Annotated in this window: 25 protein-coding genes and 1 pseudogene; 17 read left to right on the top strand and 9 right to left on the bottom strand. The window is 43.3% G+C overall.

Annotated elements, in window-relative coordinates; all coding sequences use genetic code 11:
* The coding region (locus AC1MDJ_RS03085) for a hypothetical protein (protein WP_479689490.1) at nt 1-737 on the bottom strand (737 nt) is incomplete at its 3' end.
* Nucleotides 738-898: 161 nt separating this feature from the next.
* Here AC1MDJ_RS03085 and AC1MDJ_RS03080 point away from each other — a divergent pair.
* Genes AC1MDJ_RS03080 through AC1MDJ_RS03070 form a run of 3 tightly spaced genes read left to right on the top strand, consistent with a single transcriptional unit; the run spans nt 899 to nt 4,311 of the window.
* A complete protein-coding gene (locus tag AC1MDJ_RS03080) occupies nt 899-1,873 on the top strand; it encodes a TAXI family TRAP transporter solute-binding subunit (RefSeq protein WP_479689489.1) in 975 nt (324 codons plus the stop codon).
* A complete protein-coding gene (locus tag AC1MDJ_RS03075) occupies nt 1,873-2,349 on the top strand; it encodes a DUF1850 domain-containing protein (RefSeq protein WP_479689488.1) in 477 nt (158 codons plus the stop codon). Before AC1MDJ_RS03080 ends, AC1MDJ_RS03075 begins: the two co-directional genes overlap by 1 nt.
* Before the next feature lie 18 nt (nt 2,350-2,367).
* Complete coding sequence (locus tag AC1MDJ_RS03070; protein WP_479689487.1) at nt 2,368-4,311, top strand: TRAP transporter permease; 1,944 nt, start codon at nt 2,368-2,370, stop codon at nt 4,309-4,311.
* On the opposite strand, the gene AC1MDJ_RS03065 is transcribed toward AC1MDJ_RS03070, so the two are convergent.
* Nucleotides 4,289-5,392: a glycosyltransferase family 9 protein gene (locus AC1MDJ_RS03065; RefSeq protein WP_479689486.1), complete on the bottom strand. Its 1,104-nt coding sequence runs from the start codon at nt 5,390-5,392 to the stop codon at nt 4,289-4,291. The genes AC1MDJ_RS03070 and AC1MDJ_RS03065 overlap by 23 nt on opposite strands.
* 302 nt (nt 5,393-5,694) lie before the next feature.
* Complete coding sequence (locus AC1MDJ_RS03060) at nt 5,695-6,672, bottom strand: class II fructose-bisphosphate aldolase (protein ID WP_479689485.1); 978 nt, start codon at nt 6,670-6,672, stop codon at nt 5,695-5,697.
* 145 nt (nt 6,673-6,817) lie between these two features.
* On the opposite strand from AC1MDJ_RS03060, the gene AC1MDJ_RS03055 reads away from it, so the two are divergent.
* From AC1MDJ_RS03055 to AC1MDJ_RS03045, 3 genes are all read left to right on the top strand, one after another.
* Complete coding sequence (locus AC1MDJ_RS03055; RefSeq protein ID WP_479689484.1) at nt 6,818-7,036, top strand: hypothetical protein; 219 nt, start codon at nt 6,818-6,820, stop codon at nt 7,034-7,036.
* A 67-nt stretch (nt 7,037-7,103) separates the two neighbouring features.
* Entirely contained in the window at nt 7,104-8,444 is a 1,341-nt protein-coding gene (trkA, locus tag AC1MDJ_RS03050) for a Trk system potassium transporter TrkA (protein ID WP_479689483.1), read from the top strand.
* A gap of 4 nt (nt 8,445-8,448) precedes the next feature.
* Nucleotides 8,449-9,909 carry a TrkH family potassium uptake protein gene (locus tag AC1MDJ_RS03045; protein ID WP_479689482.1) on the top strand — a complete coding sequence of 487 codons (1,461 nt, stop codon included), beginning with the start codon at nt 8,449-8,451 and terminating at the stop codon, nt 9,907-9,909.
* 10 nt (nt 9,910-9,919) lie between these two features.
* Here AC1MDJ_RS03045 and AC1MDJ_RS03040 read toward each other — a convergent pair whose 3' ends face one another.
* The 3 genes from AC1MDJ_RS03040 to AC1MDJ_RS03030 form a co-directional block, all read right to left on the bottom strand.
* A complete protein-coding gene (locus AC1MDJ_RS03040; RefSeq protein ID WP_479689481.1) occupies nt 9,920-10,669 on the bottom strand; it encodes a DUF5131 family protein in 750 nt (249 codons plus the stop codon).
* Nucleotides 10,659-11,741 (bottom strand): three-Cys-motif partner protein TcmP, encoded by a 1,083-nt coding sequence (tcmP, locus tag AC1MDJ_RS03035; RefSeq protein ID WP_479689480.1) that lies wholly within the window; start codon nt 11,739-11,741, stop codon nt 10,659-10,661. Before tcmP ends, AC1MDJ_RS03040 begins: the two co-directional genes overlap by 11 nt.
* Before the next feature lie 92 nt (nt 11,742-11,833).
* A complete protein-coding gene (locus AC1MDJ_RS03030; protein WP_479689479.1) occupies nt 11,834-12,973 on the bottom strand; it encodes a restriction endonuclease subunit M in 1,140 nt (379 codons plus the stop codon).
* 121 nt (nt 12,974-13,094) lie between these two features.
* Here AC1MDJ_RS03030 and AC1MDJ_RS03025 point away from each other — a divergent pair, with 121 nt between their 5' ends.
* A complete protein-coding gene (locus AC1MDJ_RS03025; protein WP_479689478.1) occupies nt 13,095-13,628 on the top strand; it encodes a flavin reductase in 534 nt (177 codons plus the stop codon).
* Nucleotides 13,629-13,728: 100 nt separating this feature from the next.
* Here AC1MDJ_RS03025 and AC1MDJ_RS03020 read toward each other — a convergent pair whose 3' ends face one another.
* On the bottom strand, nt 13,729-14,979 hold the full coding sequence (locus AC1MDJ_RS03020; protein ID WP_479689477.1) for an ATP-binding protein: 1,251 nt from the start codon (nt 14,977-14,979) through the stop codon (nt 13,729-13,731).
* Nucleotides 14,980-15,097: 118 nt separating this feature from the next.
* On the opposite strand from AC1MDJ_RS03020, the gene AC1MDJ_RS03015 reads away from it, so the two are divergent.
* The 9 genes from AC1MDJ_RS03015 (at nt 15,098) to AC1MDJ_RS02975 (ending at nt 22,444) form a co-directional block, all read left to right on the top strand.
* Entirely contained in the window at nt 15,098-15,604 is a 507-nt protein-coding gene (locus AC1MDJ_RS03015) for a bifunctional adenosylcobinamide kinase/adenosylcobinamide-phosphate guanylyltransferase (RefSeq protein WP_479689476.1), read from the top strand.
* Between the two features lie 10 nt (nt 15,605-15,614).
* Nucleotides 15,615-16,688 (top strand): nicotinate-nucleotide--dimethylbenzimidazole phosphoribosyltransferase, encoded by a 1,074-nt coding sequence (cobT, locus tag AC1MDJ_RS03010; protein WP_479689475.1) that lies wholly within the window; start codon nt 15,615-15,617, stop codon nt 16,686-16,688.
* Nucleotides 16,689-16,700: 12 nt separating this feature from the next.
* Nucleotides 16,701-17,399, top strand: coding sequence for a toxin-antitoxin system YwqK family antitoxin (locus AC1MDJ_RS03005; RefSeq protein ID WP_479689474.1), 699 nt, complete (start codon nt 16,701-16,703; stop codon nt 17,397-17,399).
* A gap of 94 nt (nt 17,400-17,493) precedes the next feature.
* Entirely contained in the window at nt 17,494-18,471 is a 978-nt protein-coding gene (gene bioB / locus AC1MDJ_RS03000; protein ID WP_479689473.1) for a biotin synthase BioB, read from the top strand.
* A gap of 192 nt (nt 18,472-18,663) precedes the next feature.
* Nucleotides 18,664-19,458: an FkbM family methyltransferase gene (locus tag AC1MDJ_RS02995; RefSeq protein WP_479689472.1), complete on the top strand. Its 795-nt coding sequence runs from the start codon at nt 18,664-18,666 to the stop codon at nt 19,456-19,458.
* Between the two features lie 131 nt (nt 19,459-19,589).
* Nucleotides 19,590-20,783, top strand: a complete 1,194-nt coding sequence (locus tag AC1MDJ_RS02990; protein WP_479689471.1) for a cysteine desulfurase family protein — start codon at nt 19,590-19,592, stop codon at nt 20,781-20,783.
* A 14-nt stretch (nt 20,784-20,797) separates the two neighbouring features.
* The gene (locus tag AC1MDJ_RS02985; RefSeq protein WP_479689470.1) at nt 20,798-21,046 is read left to right on the top strand and encodes a hypothetical protein; all 249 of its coding nucleotides are present in this window, start codon (nt 20,798-20,800) and stop codon (nt 21,044-21,046) included.
* A gap of 22 nt (nt 21,047-21,068) precedes the next feature.
* On the top strand, nt 21,069-21,797 hold the full coding sequence (locus AC1MDJ_RS02980) for a biotin--[acetyl-CoA-carboxylase] ligase (protein ID WP_479689469.1): 729 nt from the start codon (nt 21,069-21,071) through the stop codon (nt 21,795-21,797).
* Nucleotides 21,794-22,444, top strand: coding sequence for a hypothetical protein (locus AC1MDJ_RS02975; protein ID WP_479689468.1), 651 nt, complete (start codon nt 21,794-21,796; stop codon nt 22,442-22,444). Before AC1MDJ_RS02980 ends, AC1MDJ_RS02975 begins: the two co-directional genes overlap by 4 nt.
* Before the next feature lie 11 nt (nt 22,445-22,455).
* On the opposite strand, the gene AC1MDJ_RS02970 is transcribed toward AC1MDJ_RS02975, so the two are convergent.
* Nucleotides 22,456-23,121: a hypothetical protein gene (locus AC1MDJ_RS02970; protein WP_479689467.1), complete on the bottom strand. Its 666-nt coding sequence runs from the start codon at nt 23,119-23,121 to the stop codon at nt 22,456-22,458.
* 302 nt (nt 23,122-23,423) lie between these two features.
* Between AC1MDJ_RS02970 and AC1MDJ_RS02965 the strand changes: the two are divergent.
* Nucleotides 23,424-23,741, top strand: a pseudogene (locus AC1MDJ_RS02965) (IS1595 family transposase); the annotation flags it as partial.
* Here AC1MDJ_RS02965 and AC1MDJ_RS02960 read toward each other — a convergent pair.
* On the bottom strand, nt 23,731-23,987 hold a 257-nt coding region (locus AC1MDJ_RS02960; RefSeq protein ID WP_479689466.1), incomplete at its 5' end, for a hypothetical protein. The pseudogene AC1MDJ_RS02965 and the gene AC1MDJ_RS02960 overlap by 11 nt on opposite strands.

The following is a 23,987-nucleotide window of genomic DNA, read 5'->3' as shown; positions in this document are numbered from 1 at the left end:
TGAGTATCATGAGCTATAACCCCCATACTATTGGCTTGGGTGGAGAACGATAACGTTTCCCTCTTGTTTGATAGACCTAGTTGCACGAATTCATATTTGTCGTCAGGCACGTTATTTTTTGACATAGCTAGCTCGTAGGGGGCTTTATTGTTGCCGAACAGCTCAAAGCTATAAACCTTTCTAGGTTTATAAAACTTATTCAGCACTAGAACACTTTCACCCATATAAGCCCCGCCATCTATAAAGTCTTTATCCGCAATATAGTTTTTCAACGGAGCAGATGCATATCTCAGCCCGTGATGGAGCGTGAAAGCTTCAGGAGAAAAAGCCACATGTTTACGAGTAGGCAAGAAAAATTCCTTAGGATAAACCCAACGTTCTTCCTTGTAGGTCTCCCACAAATGCTGTTCACTCTGGGTAGCTTGGGTGGCTAGATAGGCAGTGCGAATCTTATAATCTTCAAACCGCCCACCTTTAGGGCGGTAAAGTAGCCGTTTTATAAGCACATCTACAAGCTCTTTAGATTTATCATCAATTACATCTTTAAGTGCCTTTATTTTAGCGGGCATATTATTATTGATAAAATAGTCTTTGAATTCGCCTCCTATATCAGTGGGACCGTGGACTTTGATGTATTGAGCAGGGAATACATCATCCCTCAAAATGCTACGGATTAAAATTCTATAGTATCTACTAGGTATAAGCGCAGTCAGCAAGTTTATTAGAAACATTTTCATTTCGCACTCCTATTATAGTGTACCGCAGTCTGGTTAGACTATCACATTTATTTCACATTTCACACAGATAATTTTTAGAACCATATTATATTATTGCTAGACATCGGGGTAAAATTTGATATGATGGTTTGGAGTTGCAAATAAACTTTTTGGAGGTTTCAATGAAAAGGCTACTTGTTATTATGTCCTTGCTAATTTTTTCTTTAGCTGCGGTGTTGTGTTATGCTGTTGACCGCAAGGCATATCCAATTACCGTGTTGACAGGTCCTACCAGCGGCATTTACTATCCGATAGGTGGTGCGTTCGCTACGTATCTGAAATCCATCGGCTACACAAAGACTTCTGCCACTGCTACGGGTGCTACTGCGGAAAATATCAATGCCCTGCGTTCTGGTCAAGGGGAGCTTTCTATTGCTATGGCTGATGCCGTCATTCAGGCTGTTACGGCAACTGGCGCATATCAAGGCAAGCAACCTGCTACTGATTTGCGTGCTCTGATGGGACTATGGCCCAATGTATGCCAGATAGTCACAACTGCCGACTCTGGAATAAAGAAATTTGAAGACCTGAAAGGCAAACGCGTTGGCGTTGGTGCGCCGAACTCTGGTGTGGAGTTGAACGCCCGCATGATGTTTGAGGCACATGGTATGACCTACAAAGACGTAAAGGTTGACTATTTGAGCTATGGCGAAGCTATAGACCAAATGAAGAACGGTCAGTGCGATGCAGCATTCGTAACATCTGGGCTTGGCAATGCAACTATTCGCGAACTCGGTGTTAGCAAGAAGATAGTTTTTGTGCCAGTTGAGGGTGTAGCATTAAAGAAACTTATCGCAAAATATCCGTTCTATGTAGAAACCAAGATACCTAGCGACGTCTATAAGACCGATAAGGACACCACCACAGCCGCTGTTATGAATATAATGCTCGTGTCTGAAAAGCTACCTGAAGATGTAGTCTACGACATATTGACTAACATCTACTCAGATGCTGGCTTAAGGGCAATCGGTGCTTCACATGCAACGGCAAAGAAAGAAATCACACGTGAAACTGCTTTGCGTGGAATTATCGGCACACAGGTTAAATTGCACCCGGGTGCTGAGAAGTATTACAAAGAAAAGGGATTGATTAAATAGTGCAAAAATCCCTTGCAATATTGGCTCTGCTGTTAATGCTCGCTATTGCAGGCGTTAGCGGTGGAGCTGTCGCTCAAAAGACCGACTGTTACCTATATATCAGTAATTGGGAAACTGACAAGGTCTACATTAAAGAACCTATCCAGATAGGCGACACCTTGTTTTTCGGCTGGATGCATTCACTAGAGCATATCCCTTGGAATGAATATTATCACATTGACAAGCATTTAAGCCTAGTGCTTGATGCAATCACGTTCCCTGCGTTCGGTGCAGGGATACCAGAGGACAGGGGGAATATTTGCTATATAAAAGATGGGCTTATTCACATGGAACAGATTGACGAGAGTTTTGGTGAAATCGTTTGGCTCAATTCACATTACGCAACACGCGAGCTTAAAATTAACGGACAAACAATTGCCACGGGTAGCCAATTGCCTGAGCATACGAGACTACGGCTAGTCATAGGCAGACAATAAAACTAAAGGAGTAATACTATGGGCGGAGAGAAAAGGCACGGTGACGAGTTAACAGAAGAGCAGCGAAAGCTGATAGAAAGTTTTGACAAAGAGGCTCGTGTACGCACGCTTAATGAACCGTTCATTAAGAAATTATTTTATTGGACGTGCATCATCGTCACGCTCTACCATCTTATTACATCATTTTGGGGAACGCCTGTTGTATTAAAGCACCGTTCGTTGCACGTAGCGATGATGCTGGTGCTTAGTTTCTTTATGTATCCCTCATCGGGCAAGAAGATGGGTAGCGTCTCCGTGCTGGACTGGGGACTAATGCTGCTATCTGCAGCTGTGCCCATCTACGTATGGTATGATTATCTAGGAATAGTAGAACGCGCAGGCATACCCAGCAACACAGACTTTATAATGGCAAGCCTGTTGGCGTTGCTAGTCTTGGAAGCGTCTCGGCGTATGTCAGGCTGGACACTGCCCATTTTAAGCGTAGTATTTATTATTTACGGACTATTCGGGCGCACAATGCCGGGTCTATTTTGGCATCGCGGCTATACGTGGGAGCAGCTATCTAATCACTTCTTTGCTAATACTGAGGGGATATTCGGCACATCTGTCAGTGTGGCGGCAAGCTATATATTCCTGTTCATATTATTCGGTTCGGTAATGGCTAAATCAGGGATGGGCGCATTCTTTAACGACATTGCTATGGCACTTGCTGGGCATACTAGGGGCGGTCCCGCTAAGGTGGCGGTGTGTGCCTCTGCCCTACTAGGTTCTATAAATGGTTCTGCAGTGGCAAATGTGGTGACAACTGGGGCGTTCACTATCCCGCTGATGAAAAAAGTCGGCTACAAGGCAGAGTTTGCAGGTGCTGTTGAGGCATCGGCATCAGTGGGCGGGCAATTGTTGCCACCTGTAATGGGTGCAGCAGCGTTCATAATGGCAGAGATGTTGGGAATATCATATTCGGTAATCATCTTATACGCAGCAGTCCCAGCACTGTTATATTATCTAGGGGTTATCTTGCAGGTTCACTTCCGTGCAGGCAAAGAGAACCTGATGGGTGTTGACCGCAGTGTGCTACCCAGCGTGCGTGAAGTTATGGTTGATAAGGGACATCTGTTAATCCCTATCGTTATCTTGCTGTATTTACTGTTATTTTCAGGCACTACGGTTGTATATTCAGCGGTTATTACTATTTTTGCTACCATAGCTGTGGCGGCGTTCAGGAAATCAACTCGTATGAGTTTTAAGGATATTTTAGATGCCTTTGCTGACGGCGCAAAATCAACCGTATCTGTGGCTATAGCCTGTGCCTGTGTGGGAATCATCATAGGTGTTGTCTCTAAGACAGGCTTTGGGCTAACTATGGCTGATGCGATTATTATGTTAGGTAGCCACAGTATGCTCTTTACGTTAGTTTTTACGATGATTACCTGTATGATACTCGGCATGGGCGTGCCCTCTATCCCCGCATATATAATCACAGCAACTATTGCAGCCCCTGCACTGGGTGAGCTGGGCGTGCCCGCGATTGCGGCGCACCTATTTGCATTCTACTATGCAATGTTTGCTAACCTCACCCCGCCTGTTGCGCTAGCATCGTTTGCGGCTGCAGGCGTATCGGGTGGCGACCCGATGAGGACAGGTTTTGCCTCAGTAAAACTAGCAATAGCAGGGTTTATAGTGCCATTTATGTTCATCTATTCGCCTCAACTGCTTTTAATAAATACGGGGCTACTTGAAGGTGTGCGCGTTGTTGTTGGTGCTTGTCTAGGGGTGTTGCTGATAGCTATGGCAGTAGAGGGATATTTCATAGAGCGGATAGGCATATTCGTGAGAATAATCGCAGCTGTCGGTGCGCTATGCCTGATAGACAGTGGTATCTACTCTGACCTGATAGGTTTAGGCATACTAGTAGTAGTGCTAGCAAGCCAATACATGGCTAGGCGCAAGTTAGCTCATTAAACGCGTCTAGCACGTCTTGCGTGCTCACGTAGCGAGCGAAGGCATCGTCAGAGGACAGGGTTTCAAAGCCTAAGTTTAGGAATGTTTTTGCTCCCTGCGGTAGCACCGTAGCCGTTCGTCTGCCAACAGCACCCCAGCGGCGCGGGTTAGTTGGTCCGTGAATACCTACAGTCGGCACGTCTAACAGAGCCGCAAGGTGCATTACTCCTGTATTGACAGATATGACAGCGAAACTATCCTTTATTAGCCGTGCTAGTTCCCGCAAACTCAACTTGCCCGCCAGCGAAAAAACTTTATTGTTAGATAGATTTCTGACAAACTCCTCACACTCCGCTCTATCTGTCATTGCCCCTGTGAGAGCAATATTGTAGCCAGTGTTAGTCAATGTGGTTATTAGTTCGCGCCATTTGTCAGCCCGCCAGCGTTTATATGGCTGATTGCTCCCCCCTGGGTATTGGTGGCAGATAATATAAGGGTTGGTAAGGTCAGCGGGTAAAGCTAGTGGCTGTTTTGCGTCAGGCAACTTTATAACTGGTTTGCCATACAAATCAAGAAAAATCGCCTTACCTAGTGCTAAAAAATTCTCATATTCGTGTTTCTGGTTGCTATGCTCCACTGCTACGTCATAGGCTAGCGAACGGTATTGCCCTGCAGTCTTAAAGCCAACTGTTAGCTCCGCATTAGATAACGCCGTAATGATAGCACCCACTCGTGCCCATTGCGTAGTGTCAAGTATAATACTATAGCGTTCAGTGCGTAGTTTAGCAACCATAGCAGGTAATTTAGCTAGCGGATATGAATAGCGATTAGAAACGTTTGATAATAGTTCTGCTGCATCTTTATTTGCCAATGTGTTATAAATATCTATATTGAAGTTCTTATTGTTTGATTTTAGTGCATTTATCAGTGCACTGGTCAACAAAGTATCCCCAATAGCACCTAATACGATAACGGCTATTTTATGTTGAGTTTTAGGTCTATTTGGTCTAGTTAGTCTGCGATATAGCCATGCAATAACTAGCAATGGAACACCAACTAGAAAATCAACCTTTTTCAGCCATTTATTATTTCGTTCGTTCATCTATATAACTTGTTAATTTATTTGTGAATAGTCTGTGTAATATTTTTTATGTTTGTGTATAGATAGAAATGTTAGCTAATTTATGTTGAAAGATGTTTATGGTTCGTTAAAGTTTCCAACGAGTATCCATAAACATTCAACATACTTTTACATAGCTTAAATAACTATATATACTGAATTTTATCTATTTATCCACAAGCTAATGCCTCTCTAATAGTAATGTATAATAAAGGAATTCTTTCTTTAATAAATACTATAAGACAAACTCAACTTGTGGATAAACTAAATTCCACTCAAACATATTAAACGCCATGTCCTGCACTACCCATAACATTTTCATTTTTAGCCTTATACATTTTCACAAGCTCACTGCGAGCAAAACCCAGATATTTACGTGGGTCAAACTCTTCAGCATCTTTAGCCAAGTATTCACGCACCTTCGCTGTAAAAGCTAACCGCCCATCGCTATCAACATTTATCTTACAAACAGCACTCTTCGCAGCTTTTCTTAACTGTTCTTCAGGCACGCCAACTGCGTTCTCCATAGCACCGCCATATTTATTTATCAGAGATACATACTCTGGCAGCACACTGGATGCACCGTGAAGCACTATTGGGAAACCGGGCAGACACTTTTCAACTTCTGTTAATATATCAAAGCGCAGAGGTGGCACAGATTCACCCGGTTTCACCTTAAACTTATATGCACCGTGAGATGTGCCAATAGATATTGCCAACGAATCAACACTAGTCTGCTTAACAAATTCTTGAACTTCGCTTGGGTCGGTATAGTGTGAATGTTCAGACGATACTTCATCTTCAATGCCAGCAAGCACGCCAAGTTCACCCTCAACGCTTACGTCATACTTATGTGCATAGTCAACAACCTTTTTAGTCAAGATGATATTATCAGCAAATGACAGGTGTGAGCCATCTATCATAATAGACGAAAACCCGCTTTCTATACAGTTTACGCATAGTTCGTAAGAGTCGCCATGGTCAAGGTGCAGTGTAATAGGAATAGCTTTGCCAAGCTCTTTAGCATACCCGACAGCACCCATCGCCATATAACGCAAGATAGTAGCGTTGGCATACTGACGCGCACCCTTAGAAATCTGTAATATAACAGGCGAGTTAGTCTCTACAGACGCCTGAATAATTGCCTGCAACTGCTCTAGGTTATTAAAGTTGTAGGCAGGCACTGCATAGCCGCCCTTTATAGCCTTTGCGAACATATTGCGGGTGTTGACTAGACCAAGTTCTTTGTATGACACACTCATAATACTGCCCTCCCACTGGATAGTTTTGATAAGAGTAGCCGTTTTTATTGAATTTTACAATATAGTAAATATTCACTTGACTATAATAATAAATCACTATATAATACTAGTGAAATATTACTATAAAATTATGTGAGGTTTCGGTATGGTTAGTTTATTTAAGAGATTGCCCGAATGGGTGCTATCCGCTCCTGTAGCGATACGTAAGTTGATAGTGCAAGAATACTATGTGAATCCTAAGCGGGCGCGATATTTTGCAGATAACGCAACAACCCTGCAAGACATTTACCGCTTACGGGACGAGTTCCGCATTTGTAAGATTATACACGAGTCGGCTATTACTGATTTGGAGTTTTATCTGTAATGACAAATAGTTATCTGATGTTTTTCTAAATTTGACTAATTCTGCATTGAGGTATATCATACGGGCAATGCGTATAATCGTTGTAGGTGCAGGGGAGGTTGGGCTGGCGATAGCCCGTCAGTTGGCAGATGAGGGCAAGGATATTGTCCTGATAGATAATAACCCCGATGTTGTCAAAAACATTTCAAGCTCGCTGGACGTAGCTGTCCTCGTAGGGGATGCTACGGATGAAAAGTTTCTGAAAAAGGCGGGCATTGAAGAAACCAGTATGTTTATAGCAGTTACTTCGGACGATGAAGTCAACCTTATCGCCTGTTTCCTTGTATCATCAATCTATGATGTTCCCATTAAAATCGCACGAATCCACAATATTCACTATTCAGAAAGCAGTGCATTTGCCACAGGGTTTGCAGGAGTAGACTGTTTCGTGAACCCTGACTATGAAGCTGCAGTTGAAGTGTTGCACACGGTAGAACAGGGTGCGGACCGCTCAATTACAATATTTGATGGCACAGATGTGCAAATTCGCGAATATGACGTAGGCGAACGAGACTACGTGGCGAGCAAAACTATCAAAGAGGTTCGCACGGGGATTGCAGAAAATTTTATTATAGCGGGCGTTGTGCGTGGCGGTGAGCTGATAATACCTGACGGCGACTTCAAGGTTGAAGCGGGCGACCACGTCTATGTTGTCTCTATTAGAAAAACATTCCGTAGACTATCTAAGATATTCGGAGTAAAGCAAGATAGCCTGCGCAAGCTATTAGTAGTAGGTGGTTCAAATATAGGTGTAATGCTGGCGGAAATGTTGATGAGTCGCGGACGCTCCGTCACATTTATAGATAAAGACTACGACAGGTGCAAATTTCTGTCAGAACGCTTGCCAGATGCGCTGATATTGAATGGTAATGTGTCCGATACACAGATACAAGCTGATGAACAGATTGCTGATGCGGATGCGGTTATATCCTGCACGTCTAACGAGGAATTAAACATTTTGAGTGGCATATACATGAAACATCTAGGCGTTAAACGCGCGGTCGCGCTAGTGGAGAACTCCAGCTATGTGACCATTGCGGGCAATATCGGCATCAACTCAGTTGTCAGCCCCAAGGTATGCGCCGTTAATAGCATATTAAAATATATCAGACGCGGGGGCGTCAACACAGTCCGCTCCATATTTGAGGGGCGTGCAGAGGCTATACAGGTAAAGATTGCTGAAAACGCCCCAATAGTCGGCAAAGCCGTAAAAGATATTCATTTCCCAAGAGGCTGTCTAGTAGTCGCCATTACGCGTGCCAATGCGAGCACTATCCCGGACGGAAACTCCATCCTAATGGGTAATGATAAAGCTGTATTCTTTGTGCTGAGAGATAGCATCGCCGCTCTCGAGGAGATGTTGGTCTAACATAATGCACGCTAAAATCATAATCCGCGTATTTGCGCTAGTCGCAATCATACTATCAGCTTTTATGTTGCCGCCATTCATCATGGCTCTTTCCACAGGCGCAGATAGCGTAATTCGTGGCTTTGAGCTTACGTATATCGCTCTAATTACTGTTGCAGTGTTGGGATTAACAATTACCCATAAGGTGCGATTCAAGCAACTGTCTGTGCGGGATAGCTTTCTGTTAGTCTTTTCGGTATGGCTGGGCTTGTCGCTATTTGCAGCACTCCCCTACTACCTGTCGGGCACAATCAAGACGGCAAGCGATGCATTCTTTGAGGCTGCCAGTGGTATCACCTGCACAGGAGCTAGTATTATCAGCAATCTTGCGGTTGTCCACCCGTCAATGCTCCTTTGGCGTGCTTTGAGCCATTGGCTTGGGGGGATGGGAATTATTATGCTGACGGTCGCGCTACTACCCTTTTTCGGTATTGGCGGGCTACAGCTGATGAAGGCTGAACAGCACGGAGTAGAGGGGCTGAAAATGACCTCGCGGATAGCCGAAACAGCGCGATATCTATGGTTTATATATCTGTCTTTCACAATAGTTGTCGTAATGTTGCTACGCGCTACGGGGATGCCTATGTTTGAGGCTATACTCTATTCGTTCAGCGTGGTGGCATCCGGCGGGCTGGCACCGCACTCGCAAGGTGTGGGCTTTTATGAATCGCACTATATTCACTGGATAATGATTATTGCAATGCTCTGCGCTGGGGCGAGCTTCCCCCTATACTTTAACTTGTTCAGTGGCAAACTTGACAAAGTTTTCAAGAATTCCGAATTAAAAGCGTATCTACTCATTACAATAGTGGCATCTATGGTGGTGGCTACGGCTACCTATATAAGTGGCTCTTACGATAGTATTGCCGATTCTGTGCGTAATGGCTTCTTCCACGTATCCTCAATATTAAGCACAACGGGCTTTAGTATAGCAGACTATAGCGTCTGGGCACCGATAGCACAATTTGTCCTGTTTATGCTGTATTTTATAGGGGGCTGTTCAGGCTCCACCGCTGGCGGAGTCAAGGTGGTGCGCCTAGTAGTGATATTTAAGCAGGCGATGATTGAAATCCGTAGACTTTTGCATCCGCATGGAGTTTTTCCGTTGCGACTGAACGGCGCATCTGTGCCAAAAGAGGCGGTCTATTCAGTATCGGGCTTCTTTATATTATACCTATTTACCGTGCTGTTTGTGGCGGCGGGGGCATCGCTAGCGGGGGTCAGCATACGAACAGCTCTTGTGAGCGCATTGGCTATGGTAGGCAACGTGGGGATGGGCATAGGTCCAGAAATCGGTCCTGGTTGCGACTATTCATTTTATCCGTGGTATGTGAAGTGCCTGTTCGGACTAGCTATGATAGTTGGCAGACTGGAGCTATACACGTTCTATGCGCTGCTGACACCATTCTTTTGGCGGAATAAATGAATACAGTGGGTTAGACAAATGTTCGTTCGGTATGGGCGGAAGGCATTTCGTTCCACTCCCTACCTTGAAGTATTCGTCCATTTTCTTTTTTTGAGCCTCTTTTTTTGTCCGCGCCCCAAGTTCCCCATTGCTTAAAGAAGAAATTTACACCTTTTTGTTCGCATTGGTCTTTAATGTTTAACGCCCAAGATGCATCCATAGGGCGTGCGCTAACGCCACTTTCGCCACCGACTATAACCCAGTGTATGCCGTTGAGGTTTAATTCTCCTAAATCCTCTAGTAAGGGTTCAGCTGAGATAAATCTAATGTTTGCATCAATTTCACGAAGACAATCCATACGGGGAACGCCATTCTTTTTATCTTCAACAGTCACGCCTACCCATACATTGTCAGGCACTTTGCGTAAGTTAAAATAATTGTGCATTATCTCTGCACGCTTTGTGAGTATTTGATAGTGGTGTTTTGGTGTTTGACAGATAACGTCAAAAATCTTATCAATAAAATCAAACGAGACATCCTCATGGAATAAGTCGCTCATTGAATTCACAAAATAAGATGTAGGGATTCGCCTTGAAAGTGGTTCTTTTAGGCGTTCTGGGTGCAATGTAAGCTTAAAGCCATTTTCATAGCCTTTAGTTTTCATTGCTTGTAGGCGACGAGCCATTATCTCGGCATAACAATGCTGGCACCCTGCACTCTGTCTTGTGCAGCCCGTTATAGGATTCCAAGTTTCTTCAGTCCACTCTATTTTAGTTGCCATTCCAAGTCACCTCTATTTTAAGTCCAACGTCCTTGTAGATATAAAATGCGCCTTTTCTTCGAGTTTTGCCAGTCGGCGGTCCAATGTCTCTAATGTCTAATTGAGCAACCTTTTCCAGTTTTTTCAATATTGAGTTTGTTATACGTGGCAAAAAACCGCTCTCTATACTGAAACTATAGATGTCCAAATTATCTCGCTTAGTCTTCAAAAATTCTTTTAATTTCGGTTCAAATCTAAGCTCCATTTCTTTGTCATATACTCTTTTTGCCTCATCTGACGATATCACGCCCTGCGAAATCTCGTACACGAGAATTGCATCTCTTGCTTCTAAAAATTTCTGTGCCCCAAATATATGAGAAGTAATAAAATAGAGATAGTATCTATTTTGATTATGTTTTAATTCAAACTTATAACAGTATCTGTTGACTCCTCTAAAAGATTTTTCTACGCATTCAGCAAAAGACTCTATGCTGTCTATATTATTTGTTATGCCTCTCCATTGAAGAAACTTGTGGGCAGGGTCAGACTGTTTTGTTGCGGAGTTTATAAATCTATTGATATGAGACAAAGGGACAAACAAAAAGCATTCAGTATGTGGTTGCGATAGCAAATTGTCTATAACGGAATAGTCGATTTGAGTGTAGCCAAACGGGTCTATGAACCATAGTTTGTGAGTATCACCGTTAGTTGGAGCATGCAATAATCGCTCACAAAATTCGTTGGCTGTCCAGTTATGAATATGGATGTTGTGTTTTTCTGGTGGGTTCAGCAACCCCTTTAGTTCATCAGTATAATCTTTATTTTCATCGTTTAGCCATAGTTCTAGCTGTATATTAGGGTTGCTTTTTTGTATGCTTGAGTGGCATTTTGTTTCGTTGATTATTTTCCACGCAACTAATGGACTTCCATCCTCTCCGTTGTCATGCTTGCCAGGTCCAGCAAAAGGTTCATAAATTGCGATTTTCTTTACGTGCTTCACTTGTCCTAAAATCAGTAAATATCTTCTTAGGTATGACTCATAGAGCTTAACTTTCAGTTGGCTGTGTTCTCTAAATTCCTTTCTTGTATTCATACCTATGACCTCGTTTATCTCAAACTTGTCTCGTCTAATCGGCAAATCAGGCTATAAACTTTAGCCAGAATTTACGGGGTATTTGGCTTTGGTTAGCTATAAAATCCTCGCTTTATTAACTCATTTTCTATAAGGTCAGTTCTGAGATTCACAGCACTGTTTGTGGACAAAAAGGCTACCTCTTGCCAATTAAGCGTGAAAAACAGCTCTTTTAGCTCCTTTTTATTTTTAAGAAACACTACGCCATAGCCACGTCTGTTTGGCAGTTCTTCAAAGCTAATATACGCCCGCATACCTGAAAAACAGGTTGACGGCAGATAAACATCACATTTATCAAGCATATTCTTATTTCTAGTTGACGAGGGTGTGCCTCCGTCTGACAGGGAATAGACCCGCATAAAACTTTTGCATTGCTTTTTAGGCGTTATCGCTACTTTCTCTATATTGACTTTAGTCCATACTTGAAATATAGTGGCTACTTCTACAGGCTCTCCGTTGGGATAGCAAAACGAATCCAAAGGCAACTTTTCAGTATGTGCAAGCTTATAGCCACGAACGCGTGTCATAGGAACGCCTTTACCTGTGCTATCAAAGAGTGGTGGCAGTATGAAAGCCACCATGTCGGCAAAGCCATAAGAATGGTTGACAAAACGCAACGCTAGATTTCCGCGCAAGCCAAAAGGTGGGTTGCCTATGACTATGTATTTCCCCGCCGTCTTTGGGTTATAGTCAAGATAATTTATCTTAGTTAGTTCAGGCGCCAGTTCACCCTCAGGTTCTATATCAATACCAATCCTTCTTGATTTTGGTAAAATTCTATAAAAATTACAGCATCCAGCAGATGGTTCTATAAAAGTGTATTCAGACGAGTTTATTTCAAGTGTATTCAACACCTCAATGGTCTTATCATAACAATATTGAGCCGCTACAGGAGTTGTAAAGAACTGGTCGCGCGCTCTATATGAATCTTTTACTGAATATTTGCTACCGAGTAAGTGGTTTATGTCGTTGTAGTAGTTATCGGGCACATTTTCTAGTTTCAGCCAGCGAAGAAATGTGCCTTTATGTATGAAAAGTCTATTCAATATTTCATCAGGTGGCATACACTGTAACAATTCTTTTAGTAAGGCGTATGCAGATAGTCCACTCACCGTATCACTATCCTTGTAAGTTAGTGGTATATGTGAGAGAAAGGTGTTCCCGTAGCTTTCTTTCATAACTGCTTTATTCATAATGTAAGGTTATATGAATTGGCGTTGTCTGTCAAATTTGAGGGTGCAATTAAATTGCCACTTTCTTATTTCCATAAAATATAGTAATATCCTCTATATTTCATTATGGGAGGCAAGAGAGATGAGTTTTGAGCAGTTATTTAAGGAAATTTCTCCAGAGGCAATATCTGATAACGTATTTACACTGACGGGGAAAGATTTATACGCTATCACTGCGGGCAAGCAAGAACATTATAATTCTATGGTGGGTAGCGGGGGTGGCTTTGGGCTTATTTTTAGGAAACCTGCCACTTGGTGTTTTATTAGAGAAGACCGCTACACGCTTGAACTCATTCAAAAGGAGCAAACATATACGTTGTCTTACTTCCCACAAAAATATAAAGAAAAAATGCTCTTTTTGGGGAGCAAAACTGGTAGAGACAGCGACAAGATGAGAGAGGTTGAGTTGACGAGTATTCAAACTCCCTCTAGCGATATGTCTTTCAGAGAGGCTAAACTAGTTATTGAATGCAGTCTAACGGCACTTATCCCCGGTCTTCCAGATTATTTTTGCAAGCAAGAGACGAAAAACTATATAAACGAAGCATATAGAGAGGAAAAAGCTTATCGCAAAATAGTATTCGGGGATATTACCCACGTTTGGGCAAAGAAATAGCAAATATCACGTGCAGTATAGCACGGTCTCCGCGTTATTTGACGTGTAAGTGCCGTTATAAACACCTCATCACTGCTAGGTTGCATTATGAGTGTCAATATCATATTTCCCATATAGGAACTATAATGGCATTCTTTTTAGGTATAGGCATTATGTTGGGGGACAAGCAAAGGACTGCACCTTTACCAACTTGCTTTTTTAATGTTTCAATGATTCCAAAATTCGCATAATCACCGCTATCAGGCGATGCGGTTTTCTTTACCTCTATAGGATATAGAGTCATATTCTTTTCCAAGATAAAGTCAATTTCTTTTTTGTCAATATCGCGGTAAAAATAGAGCTGCTGAGATTCTCCATTATGCCAAAACCCTTTCAGTAGTTCACATAGCGCATAAGTTTCTAGCATTGCGCCACTCATATAGCTAGCTTCCAGTGCCTCAGGGGAGTCTATATTTGCCAGATAACTTGCCAGCCCCGTATCAAGAAAATAGACTTTTGGCGTTTTTATTAGTCGCTTTGTTAGGTTGTTAGAATACGGCGGCAACAGATATAGTAGCCCTGAAGCCTGTAAAGTGCCTAGCCATTTCTGTGCAGTGCGACGGTCAATGTCGCAATCACGCGCTAAATCTTCATAGTTTAGCAGGTTGCCCGTGCGAACCGCTACTGCACGGACGAATTTGTAGAACTTTAACTCGTCAGTTGTGCCTTGATAATCTTTCACATCACGTTCTATGTATGTCTGCATATATGAGCTAAAGAACTTGTCGCGCCCAATGGCAGGATTTGTTATAAGCTCTGGAAAACTTCCGTTCCAAATATTCCTATAAACATCCATAACGGTGCGAGATTCAACTTTTTTATCAAGTGGGACGCTATCTGCCCAGAACGGCTTTGATTGCCTTGGCTTTCCTACTTCTTCTTTATAGGATAACCCTAGCAAATCAATAATCGCTACGCGCCCCGCCAAAGTTTCCTGCACGCCACGCATTAACTTGAATTTTTGCGAGCCAGTCAGCCAGAATGCCCCTGCTGGGTTTGCCGATTTGTCTTTGCCCGATTTATACATAAAGCGGTGTTCATCTACCCATATTTTGATATAAGGGAACAAGTTCGGGGCGTATTGCACTTCATCAATAATAACAGGTGGGGCGTATTTCTGCAAAAACGCCTGCGGGTCGTTTATTGCCAAGTTGCGGATGTTCATATCGTCCAGCGAAACGTGTTTGCGCCCCTCTTCTTGCAACATTTTTAATGTGCTTGATTTTCCAACCTGTCTAGGTCCAGTAATCAGTAGCACAGCCCACGCTGCTGACAAACTTTTAATCGTGTCAAAAATAGTTCTTTTAAGCATAGTTTCCATAATACAAGCACTTTAACCGCAGGTCAAGTGCAATCTTACATGGCTATGTAAGATTGCACGAAAATAATAAGAGTGTCAACATCAAGATTTTATGCTATAATTCCGCTATATGGCTGAGCAGATACTCATAACGGGCGGGCACGGCGCAGGTAAGACGGCTATGGCACTGAAACTTGCAAGTGGTTATTCTCGCAAGACGTATATTGCCACGTCAGAGCCTATTGACGATGAAATGCGCTTGAAGATTGAACGGCATAGAGCGGAGCGAGATGAAACGTGTAAGACGATTGAAGAGCCGCTTGAGCTTGTCAGAGCTTTAGACGGTGTGTCAGATACTGATGTGGTTGTAGTTGACTGCCTTACCGTGTGGCTGAACAACCTATTTCACTATGGCAAAGATGTATTGAAATATGTGCAACAACTATATGGAGCGATTGAGCGAGCAACGGTGAATGTTATATTTATAACGAACGAATCTTCGCTCACGTTGGTGCCCGCCGACAGGTTGAGCCGTGAATATATGAGGCTGCTTGCTGGACTGAATAAAGGCGTTGCTGAACGTGTGGGCGAGGTGTGTATGATGGTTAGCGGAGTGCCGATGTGGATAAAGAAATAAGGGGGCTTTTGTGAAATTAAATAATTTGAGTGAAATCAAGTCTGCAATCAAACCTGTGGATGACGCATTCTACAAGAAAGCACAGGAGCATACGTTAAGGCTGGCTATGCCTGTCCGCGCTATGGGTGAACTCAACAATATTTCAGAGCGGCTGGCAACTATCCAAAAGACACTAAAGCCCGATGTATCTCGCGGCGAGCTATTTATAGTAGCTGGCGACCACGGAGTATATGAAGAAGGGGTTGCTCCATATCCGCAAGAGGTGACCAAGCAGATTATGGATATGATGGTTGCAGGGCATTCATCTGTTTGTGTATATGCCAAACATGCTAATCTGAAGGTTACGTTGATTGATTTGGGGGCTAAAATTCCCGTAAAAGCACCAGCGTCATCTCCTACTACTTATTACGATTGCAATATTGCACGCGGTGCAAATAATATATCAAAAGGACCTGCTATGACGCGTGAGCAGGCGGAGCGGGCTATAATAACGGCGTTTAACATCGCTTCGGAGCATATAGAAAAGAACAAGTTGAATATTGTGACCACAGGCGAGATGGGGGTGGCTAACACTACGCCGACTGCTGCTATGTGCTCAGTATTTTTAGGTGAAAAGGTTGAGGATGTGACGGGTGCTGGTTCTGGGCTGGATGAGGCGGGACGGCGGCGTAAGATTGCAACTATAGAACGTGCTATATATGTGAATAAACCTGATAAGAGCGATGCGGTGGACGTATTGGCAAAGGTAGGTGGCTATGAGCTGGCTGGTATGGCGGGGGTAATACTCGCTGCTGTAGCCCATAGTGTGCCTGTGGTGTTAGATGGTTATATATGCAGTGCGGCAGCGGTGGCAGCAGCTATAATCGCTCCTGCATCAAAGGGGTATATGCTTGCAGGACACGAGGGGGAGGAGCGCGGGCATAAGTATCTATTAAAACACTTAGGGTTAATACCTATATTAAGGCTTAATATGCGACTAGGCGAGGGGACGGGTGCTGTGTGTGCCATTCCGATAGTGCGGCTTGCAGCGGCGACTATAAGTGAAATTGCCTTGTTGAGTGATGCGGGCATTGAGTCTATTTAGGTAAAGAATATAATGGTTAACGAGACGTCTATTGAATTTATCATAGGGATGGATGCATCTTTCTATGAGGAGCCGAATGGCAGACTGCTCTGCGTTGACAATGATATGAAGTTTGTGACAGGTGCAATCAGGGCATATAGTGATGGGATACTTCGTTTAGAGGCTTATAGCAAGGGAGGTGCCATTGAGGGTGTGCGGAAAAACTACAGTGTTACGGGCGTTTTAGAGTCTGAAATATCATATAAGAATGGATTTATGGATGGGTACAACAAACAGTATGATATTTATACTGGCAAACTGGTGAAAGAAGCTCCATATAAGGCGGGCATTATAGATGGGTTGCTCAGAACTTATTATGACGATGGTAGCTTGAAAGGGGAGGAGCCTTACGAGAATGGCAGAATCTCTGGTCTTGCCAAATATTATTATGCGACAATAGGTATTTTAGACTGTGAGGCACCATATACGCAAGGCAAGCGTTTTGGTTTAGTGAAAGAATACTACGAGAGCGGGAAGTTAAAGAGTGAAATAACATACAAAGATGATAAACAAGAGGGCATCGGTCGCGAATACTACGAAAACGGCAAACTCATGTTTGAAACATCATATAAGAATGGGTTAAAAGATGGCGTAGAAAGGCTGTTTATGCCTGACGGCACAGACATGCAAACATTATATAAGGCAGGGAAAGCAATACCTGTTAATCATTAGCTCTCCCCTTTCTTGCTCTGTCAACCTGTATTTTAATATTTTAGGTTGACAAGTGTCTATTCATCGTTTATTGTTGGTTTTTTGGGGGTGTGCGATGAATATTTCTTTAGCAGTTGACAAGTCGTTTGGCGGTGAGGGTTTGAGTCGTGGCGAGGCTATTGGTGTGCTTAATCTGCCTGATAGTAACCTGCAGGAGCTAGTAGCGGGTGTTTATAAGATACGGCGACTACACAAGGGGGATGTGGTCAGCGTTCAGATACTGTCAAATGCTAGGAGTGGCGATTGCACCCAAAATTGTGCATATTGTGCACAATCGCACGTTTCAGAGGCAAATATAAGCAAATACCGTATCACAGACTATGAACCTCTCCTAAAAACAGGACAAATTGCTAAAGAGAATGGGCTAGCCCGCCACTGCATAGGTTTGAGCGGAATCCGCTTTACCGATGAGGAAGTGAACGAGTTTGCCGACATGGTTACAGAGTTGAAGTCAGACGTTGGGTTGCCAATATGTTGCTCTATCGGCTTTCTAACAGAAGCGCAAGCAAGGAAACTAAAAGCTGCTGGTGTTGATAGAATCAACCACAATCTAAACACTGGCAGGAACAATTATCCTAATATATGCACAACGCACAAATATGATGAGCGCTTGAACAATATCAAGATGTTGCAATCTATCGGCTTTGAAATCTGTTGCGGCGGGATAATCGGGCTTGGAGAGAGTGCAGACGATATAGTTGATATGCTGTTTGACATCCGCACAATCAACCCGCAGGCTGTCCCTATCAACTTTTTATTACCTGTTAAAGGAACGCCGCTCGAAAATGCCAGCACTGAACACCTTACCCCTGAATATTGCTTAAAGATACTATGCCTCGCAAGGCTGTTGATGCCGAAATCCGATATCCGCTGCACTGCAGGCAGAGAAGTCTATCTGAAAGGACGCGATAAAGAATTGTTCTCCATAGTTGATTCAATATTTGCATCTGGCTATCTTACAGAAGGTGGGCAGGGGATAGACGACACCATAAGCTCTATTAAAAATGCGGGTTTTGAATATATTTTAGAGTAACACTGATACATGGTGTCTCCAAAAAGTATTTGACATTTTACAGATAATGTGTATTACTTGCTCCTGTGAGTTATAGTATTTATAGGGGATTATGAATGTCAGACAAACGTATCAGTAACACACACACACACACACACAGCAAGAGTTATGCCAAAGTTCTAAAAAGCTGTCCGGTTTTGCGGGGATATTAGCATGGGTATAGCGCAAAACATTCGTCGCAAGATTTACAGGCTATTCCCAACATATAGATTGGTTGAGCGCAAGGTGTTGCCGCTAGAAAAACGCCTTGTTAAGATAGAAAACTTATTGCTTAAAATGAGTGCAGGGCAAGACTTCCTCTATGACGTTTCAATAGACGGAATGAGTTTTCAGTTCTATGACCTGCTCTCATCTAGCTCGGTTGATTTTGTGACTGATGATATGAATTCTGGCAAAGCGAATGCTGAATTACTAAATATGAACTTCAAAGACGGCGACTGCATTATAGACATTGGTGGCAATGTTGGCATAGTGTCAATATATTTAGCTAAAAAACACCCAAATATTAAAATCTACGCTTATGAGCCTGTGAAGCGCAACTATGAAAACTTCTTGAAAAATATCAAGGTTAATAATATACCTGACGGTGTTATTGAGGTATTCAACAAGGCTGTCACGCAAGATGGCAGGGATGTGCATGCGGCAATATCTATCCGTAACACTGGAGCTTCTAGTATCTACTACACTATGGGGGCTACAGGCGGCGGCGATGTGCCGTCCATAACGCTTGATAAAATCTTTGAGGAAAACAATATCAGCAAATGCGCCCTGCTAAAGATAGATTGCGAGGGTGCAGAATACGAGATAATATATAACACAAAGGGAGAGCACCTGCGCAAATGTGCCTGCATACTTGGTGAAACGCACGGAAAGCTAGCTGATGGCAAGGCACTAATAGAATACTGCAGGGAATTTATCCCGCTTGCTTACTGGGACTTGCAAGGTTAGACGATAAAGTTGCCTTGTAAATAAAATTTGATAAACTTATTACTTGAAATAAGACTTAAATAGTATTAAAATAACTTGTCTATACAATAGTTTGTCTATGTATATGCTAGACTTTTGTGGAGGGTTATTTAATGGGTGTTGCTACTAACAATGATTTGATTTACTTTGACAACAGTGCAACTACGCGTGTAGATGGTGGCGTGGTGCAGTCAATGCTGGAGTATATGACCGATAAATACGGCAATGCATCTAGCTCACACAGGGCGGGGCTGACCGTCCATGCTGATTTAGATAAAGCTAGGCTTGCTATCGCCAAGCTGCTGTCGTGCAAGCCTAACGAGATAATATATATGGCTAGTGGCTCTGAGGCGGACAACTTCGCTCTGCGGCAAATCGTCCGTCTGTATAAGAGTAAGAACAACGGCAAGGGCGGGCATATCATAACCACCGCCATAGAGCATAAGGCAATACTCAATACTGGCATTTATTTACAGGAGAATGGCACTGATGTAACCTATCTAGGTGTTGATAAACAGGGGAGAGTTAGCCTAGACGAATTGGAGCGTGCTGTCCGCCCTGATACAATACTTATCAGCGTGATGCTTGCCAATAACGAGGTTGGCACGATAGAACCTGTTAAAGATATTGTCCGGATAGCGAAAAAACACTCCTCTGATATACTCGTTCACACAGATGCCGTGCAAGCTATCGGCAAACTAAAAGTAGATGTGAACGAACTTGGCGTTGATTTGTTGACCTTTTCAGGGCATAAAATCTATGCTCCTAAGGGGATAGGCGTGTTGTTCGTTAGAGAAAACTTGCGAAAGGAGCTGACTCCGCTGATACATGGCGGTTCGCAGGAAAACGGGCTGAGAGCGGGCACGGAAAATATCCCATATATAATGGGGCTGGCTAAAGCCGCTGAACTAATCGTTGAGGACAACTATAGACAGGCGGAATATATACGCGGGTTGCGCGATGGTTTTGAGAAACGTATTTTAGCTGAGATACCCGATACGCGTGTCAATGGCGACATTGCCAACCGTGTTGTGTCTATAGCGAATATTACATTTAGATATATAGAAGCTGAGTCTGTTATCGGCTATGTGCCGCAAGTGTGTTGCTCGCTGGGCAGTGCCTGCACCGCTGGGCAAGATGCCGCATCGCACGTTTTGACCGCTATGTGCATGGACCCAGTGGAGATACGTGGCACGATACGGTTTAGTTTTGGCAAATTTAACACCGCCGATGAGGTGAACAGAGCTGTAGAGTATCTAAAAGACGGCGTGGCTAAGTTGCGCGCAATGTCTCCCCTAGCTAAATAGTGGCAGAACAATAAATGGCAGGCAAAAAGCAAACTATTGCACTGTTAGAGGAGCTTGCTAATAAGCTGAACGTTCGTGTGCGTTATGAGAAGACCACGGCGCGCGGCGGGCTATGCCAGCACGAGGGGAGCTTTCAGATAATTATAGACAAGAAAGCTAGCGATGACTACAAAATCAGTTTGTTAGCTACTTCGCTAAAGACCTTTGACCTGTCAGATATTTATGTATCAGATGGGTTAAGGGAGGTGTTGAATAATACGTGAATTTACTATACTATAGTCAACTATGGACTATATATTTCTTGATGAGATAGACTCCACTAATCGCTATTTGCTTGAAGGCAGTTTCCCAGACGGCACGATTGCTATCACGTTCAATCAGACCGCTGGGCATGGCAGGAGCGGGCGCGTTTGGCAGGGTGCCGCAGGACAAGCTATGGCACTATCAATGCAGTTAAAGGGCGTTGTTCGTGAAAAGCTAATGGGGGCGCAAATTGTAGCGGGATATGCTATGGTAGAGGCGTTGAGTAGCTATTGCGATGCTAGGCTTAAGTGGCCTAACGACCTTGTTCATGCAGGTAAAAAGCTAGGGGGGCTTATCATAGAGACTAAATTTTCAGGCGATACACTAGAAAAGGCTGTCTTTGGCGTGGGAGTGAACATCAACCCGCCACAAGAGCTTGAAATTAGGGGCAGAGCGGTGTCAATCAGCGAACTATATGATGGCAAGATTGAGCAGAATGAATTAGCTACTAAGTGTGCCGACGTCTTGCAGGAATGGTTTGAGGAGTATGTATCTGTCGGTGTGGATATTGTGGGGCAGTGGGCGGCATATTCTGCCAACTATATGAAACCTGTCAAGTTCCACCTGCAGGGGGTAGTCAGTGAGGTTACCGAGCTTGGTGTTGATGATAATGGACAGCTTATAATGCGCGATTCTTCAGGGGTAGAGCGAATAATCGGTGAAGGCGAAATCGGCTATGATTTCAGCGGTAAAAGTGGTGTTAATTTATGAAAAGGTTTTTAGTTGTATTGGTGTTATTTTGTGCGTTTGTCGGTGTTGAGGCTAATGCTGAGGAGAAGGCATATAATCCTGGCTACTTTGTATCGCGTGGCTTTGTGTCGTTTGGCATATCGGGCGTTCATCCTAAAAGTGGTTCTTACGCGGACAGTCGCTTTCTGCCTAGTGCAATGGGCAATATTAATATTATCCAGTCGGAATATGGCAATTTAGGGCTTACTCTCGGTGCATCATATACCCGCCCTGCGCGTGAGTATGAACAAGGCAACTATAAATTCAGAATGATAGGCGATGAATATATAGCCGACGTGGGGCTTGCGTATAGCACGGGTAGCAAGAGCATAAATTTGTGGCTTGGCGGGGGCTATGTGAAGAGCTGGCTGTCAAGCAAGATGGACGAAGTTTATTTATCGGGTGTTGGAACTGGCTATACCAAAAGATTTCGTTCCACTAGGGATGGGCATTATTTGTTTGGTGCGCTTGAATATGTTATATCAAAGGACGGCAAGTGGGGGCTGGGACTGGTCGTTCGCTCACAGGAGACCAGCGTTGCGCACTACAAAGACGCTACACTAGGCACAAAGGTGTGGCAAAATGTGGATGCAATGACATACCAATTTTCGCTGTATTACCATTTTTAGCTTTTAAGCTATTAGCTTATTGGTTCTTTGTCCTTTCTTAGCACGACATCGCCGACTAGGTGCTTTAGTGCCTCTAGGTCGCCCCTTTCAAGGAGCGGTAAAATTTCTTGAAAAGCCTTTTGCTTTCCTATTAACTCGCCTTCCTCAAACGCCTCTTCACGCCACACTCTTTTAGCAACGTTCAAATCAAACTCTGATGTCAACATTCCCATATTCATTACCTCCCGCGAGTGCCTATATAGAAAGTCTTTTAATATCCCACGCTCTATACATATCCGTATAGCCCGCTCCATTGCAACGGCTAAAGCTACTTTATCCTCGCTATTTAACCCCTTTGTCTCTCGTTTAACTACCTCTATAAACTCTGCACAATCGCCTAGTGTCTTACTACTACCCAATATGTCTTTGTTATGCCCACTATTAACATTCAGCACCTTTACTTCCAGCTCCAATAAGGCTTTATCCTCTAGTCCTGCCTCGGCAAACAGAGCAGATAGTTTCTTTATGCTTTCATCGGGTATATCATCATTGCAATTATACAACGCTATAAACTCTGGGCGAGGAATTGTCAACATCCTATGTCTATATATTGCTTTGCTATCTATAAGCTTTTCATAAATGCGAGCGATATATATCAATAGTCTATGACCAGTTTCTATATCTAATTGTTCCACCATAGATACCCCCTTTAGAAGTTTGCTATTTATAGCAAACTTTCAGTCCGTCTGCAATTTGTCCGTATGGACAAATTCGTTTTGCTAAATATACGAAAATAGTGGGGTAAAGCTTTCTAGGAAGGACGTCGCAGAAATAGCCTATGACGTTATTGAAACAATATCAAAGTATGACGGCGACCCATACGGGGACTTGGCTGGAAGTGGCTACAAGAAGGAGTCAATTATATTATGTTTGGAAGTGTGAAATTAAGGCATTGTAGGCTATCTAGTAGCCAAATAAAAAGTTTGCTTAAGCTCAAGCTTTGTTGCCTATTATACGGGGTAAAGTCAAACCTGATAGTATCGTTTATAGTGATTATTATCGCAGTTATAATGCGTTAGATGTATCAGAGTTTAAGCATTATAGGATTAACCATAGCAAGGAGTTTGCGAGAGAGCATAACCATATAAATGGGATAGAGAACTTTTGGAATCAGGCTAAGAGGCAGATGCGGAAGTTTAACGGGATACAGAAAGACAAGTTTAACTTGTTTCTAAAGGAGTGTGAGTTTAGGTTTAATTATGGAACACCAAAAGACCTGTGTAATGCCACAGTTAAAATGCCCCTATTTAGGCGTTAAAGGTATGCTGTTTTCCGTTGTAGAATATAGAGAATGATTTATCAATGAATTCGCGGACGAGGACTTTGTTGACTCTAGGGGCGTGAACGGACTTGGAGGGTATTTGAAAGAAGTGTCCGTTTTTTTGTATAGTCCAGTCATTACGCAGTTTAGCCGAACTTTCCAGATAGCAGTAGTCTTTGAGTTGCGCTTTAGCTGGTAGTTGGCGGTGGGCGTCAGGCACTGTTTCTTTGGGTATAGATAGCT

This window comes from Candidatus Termitispirillum reticulitermitis, assembly GCF_054655775.1.
The sequence above is the reverse complement of the archived record's forward strand: the minus strand, read 5'-3'. Positions and strand labels throughout refer to the sequence as shown.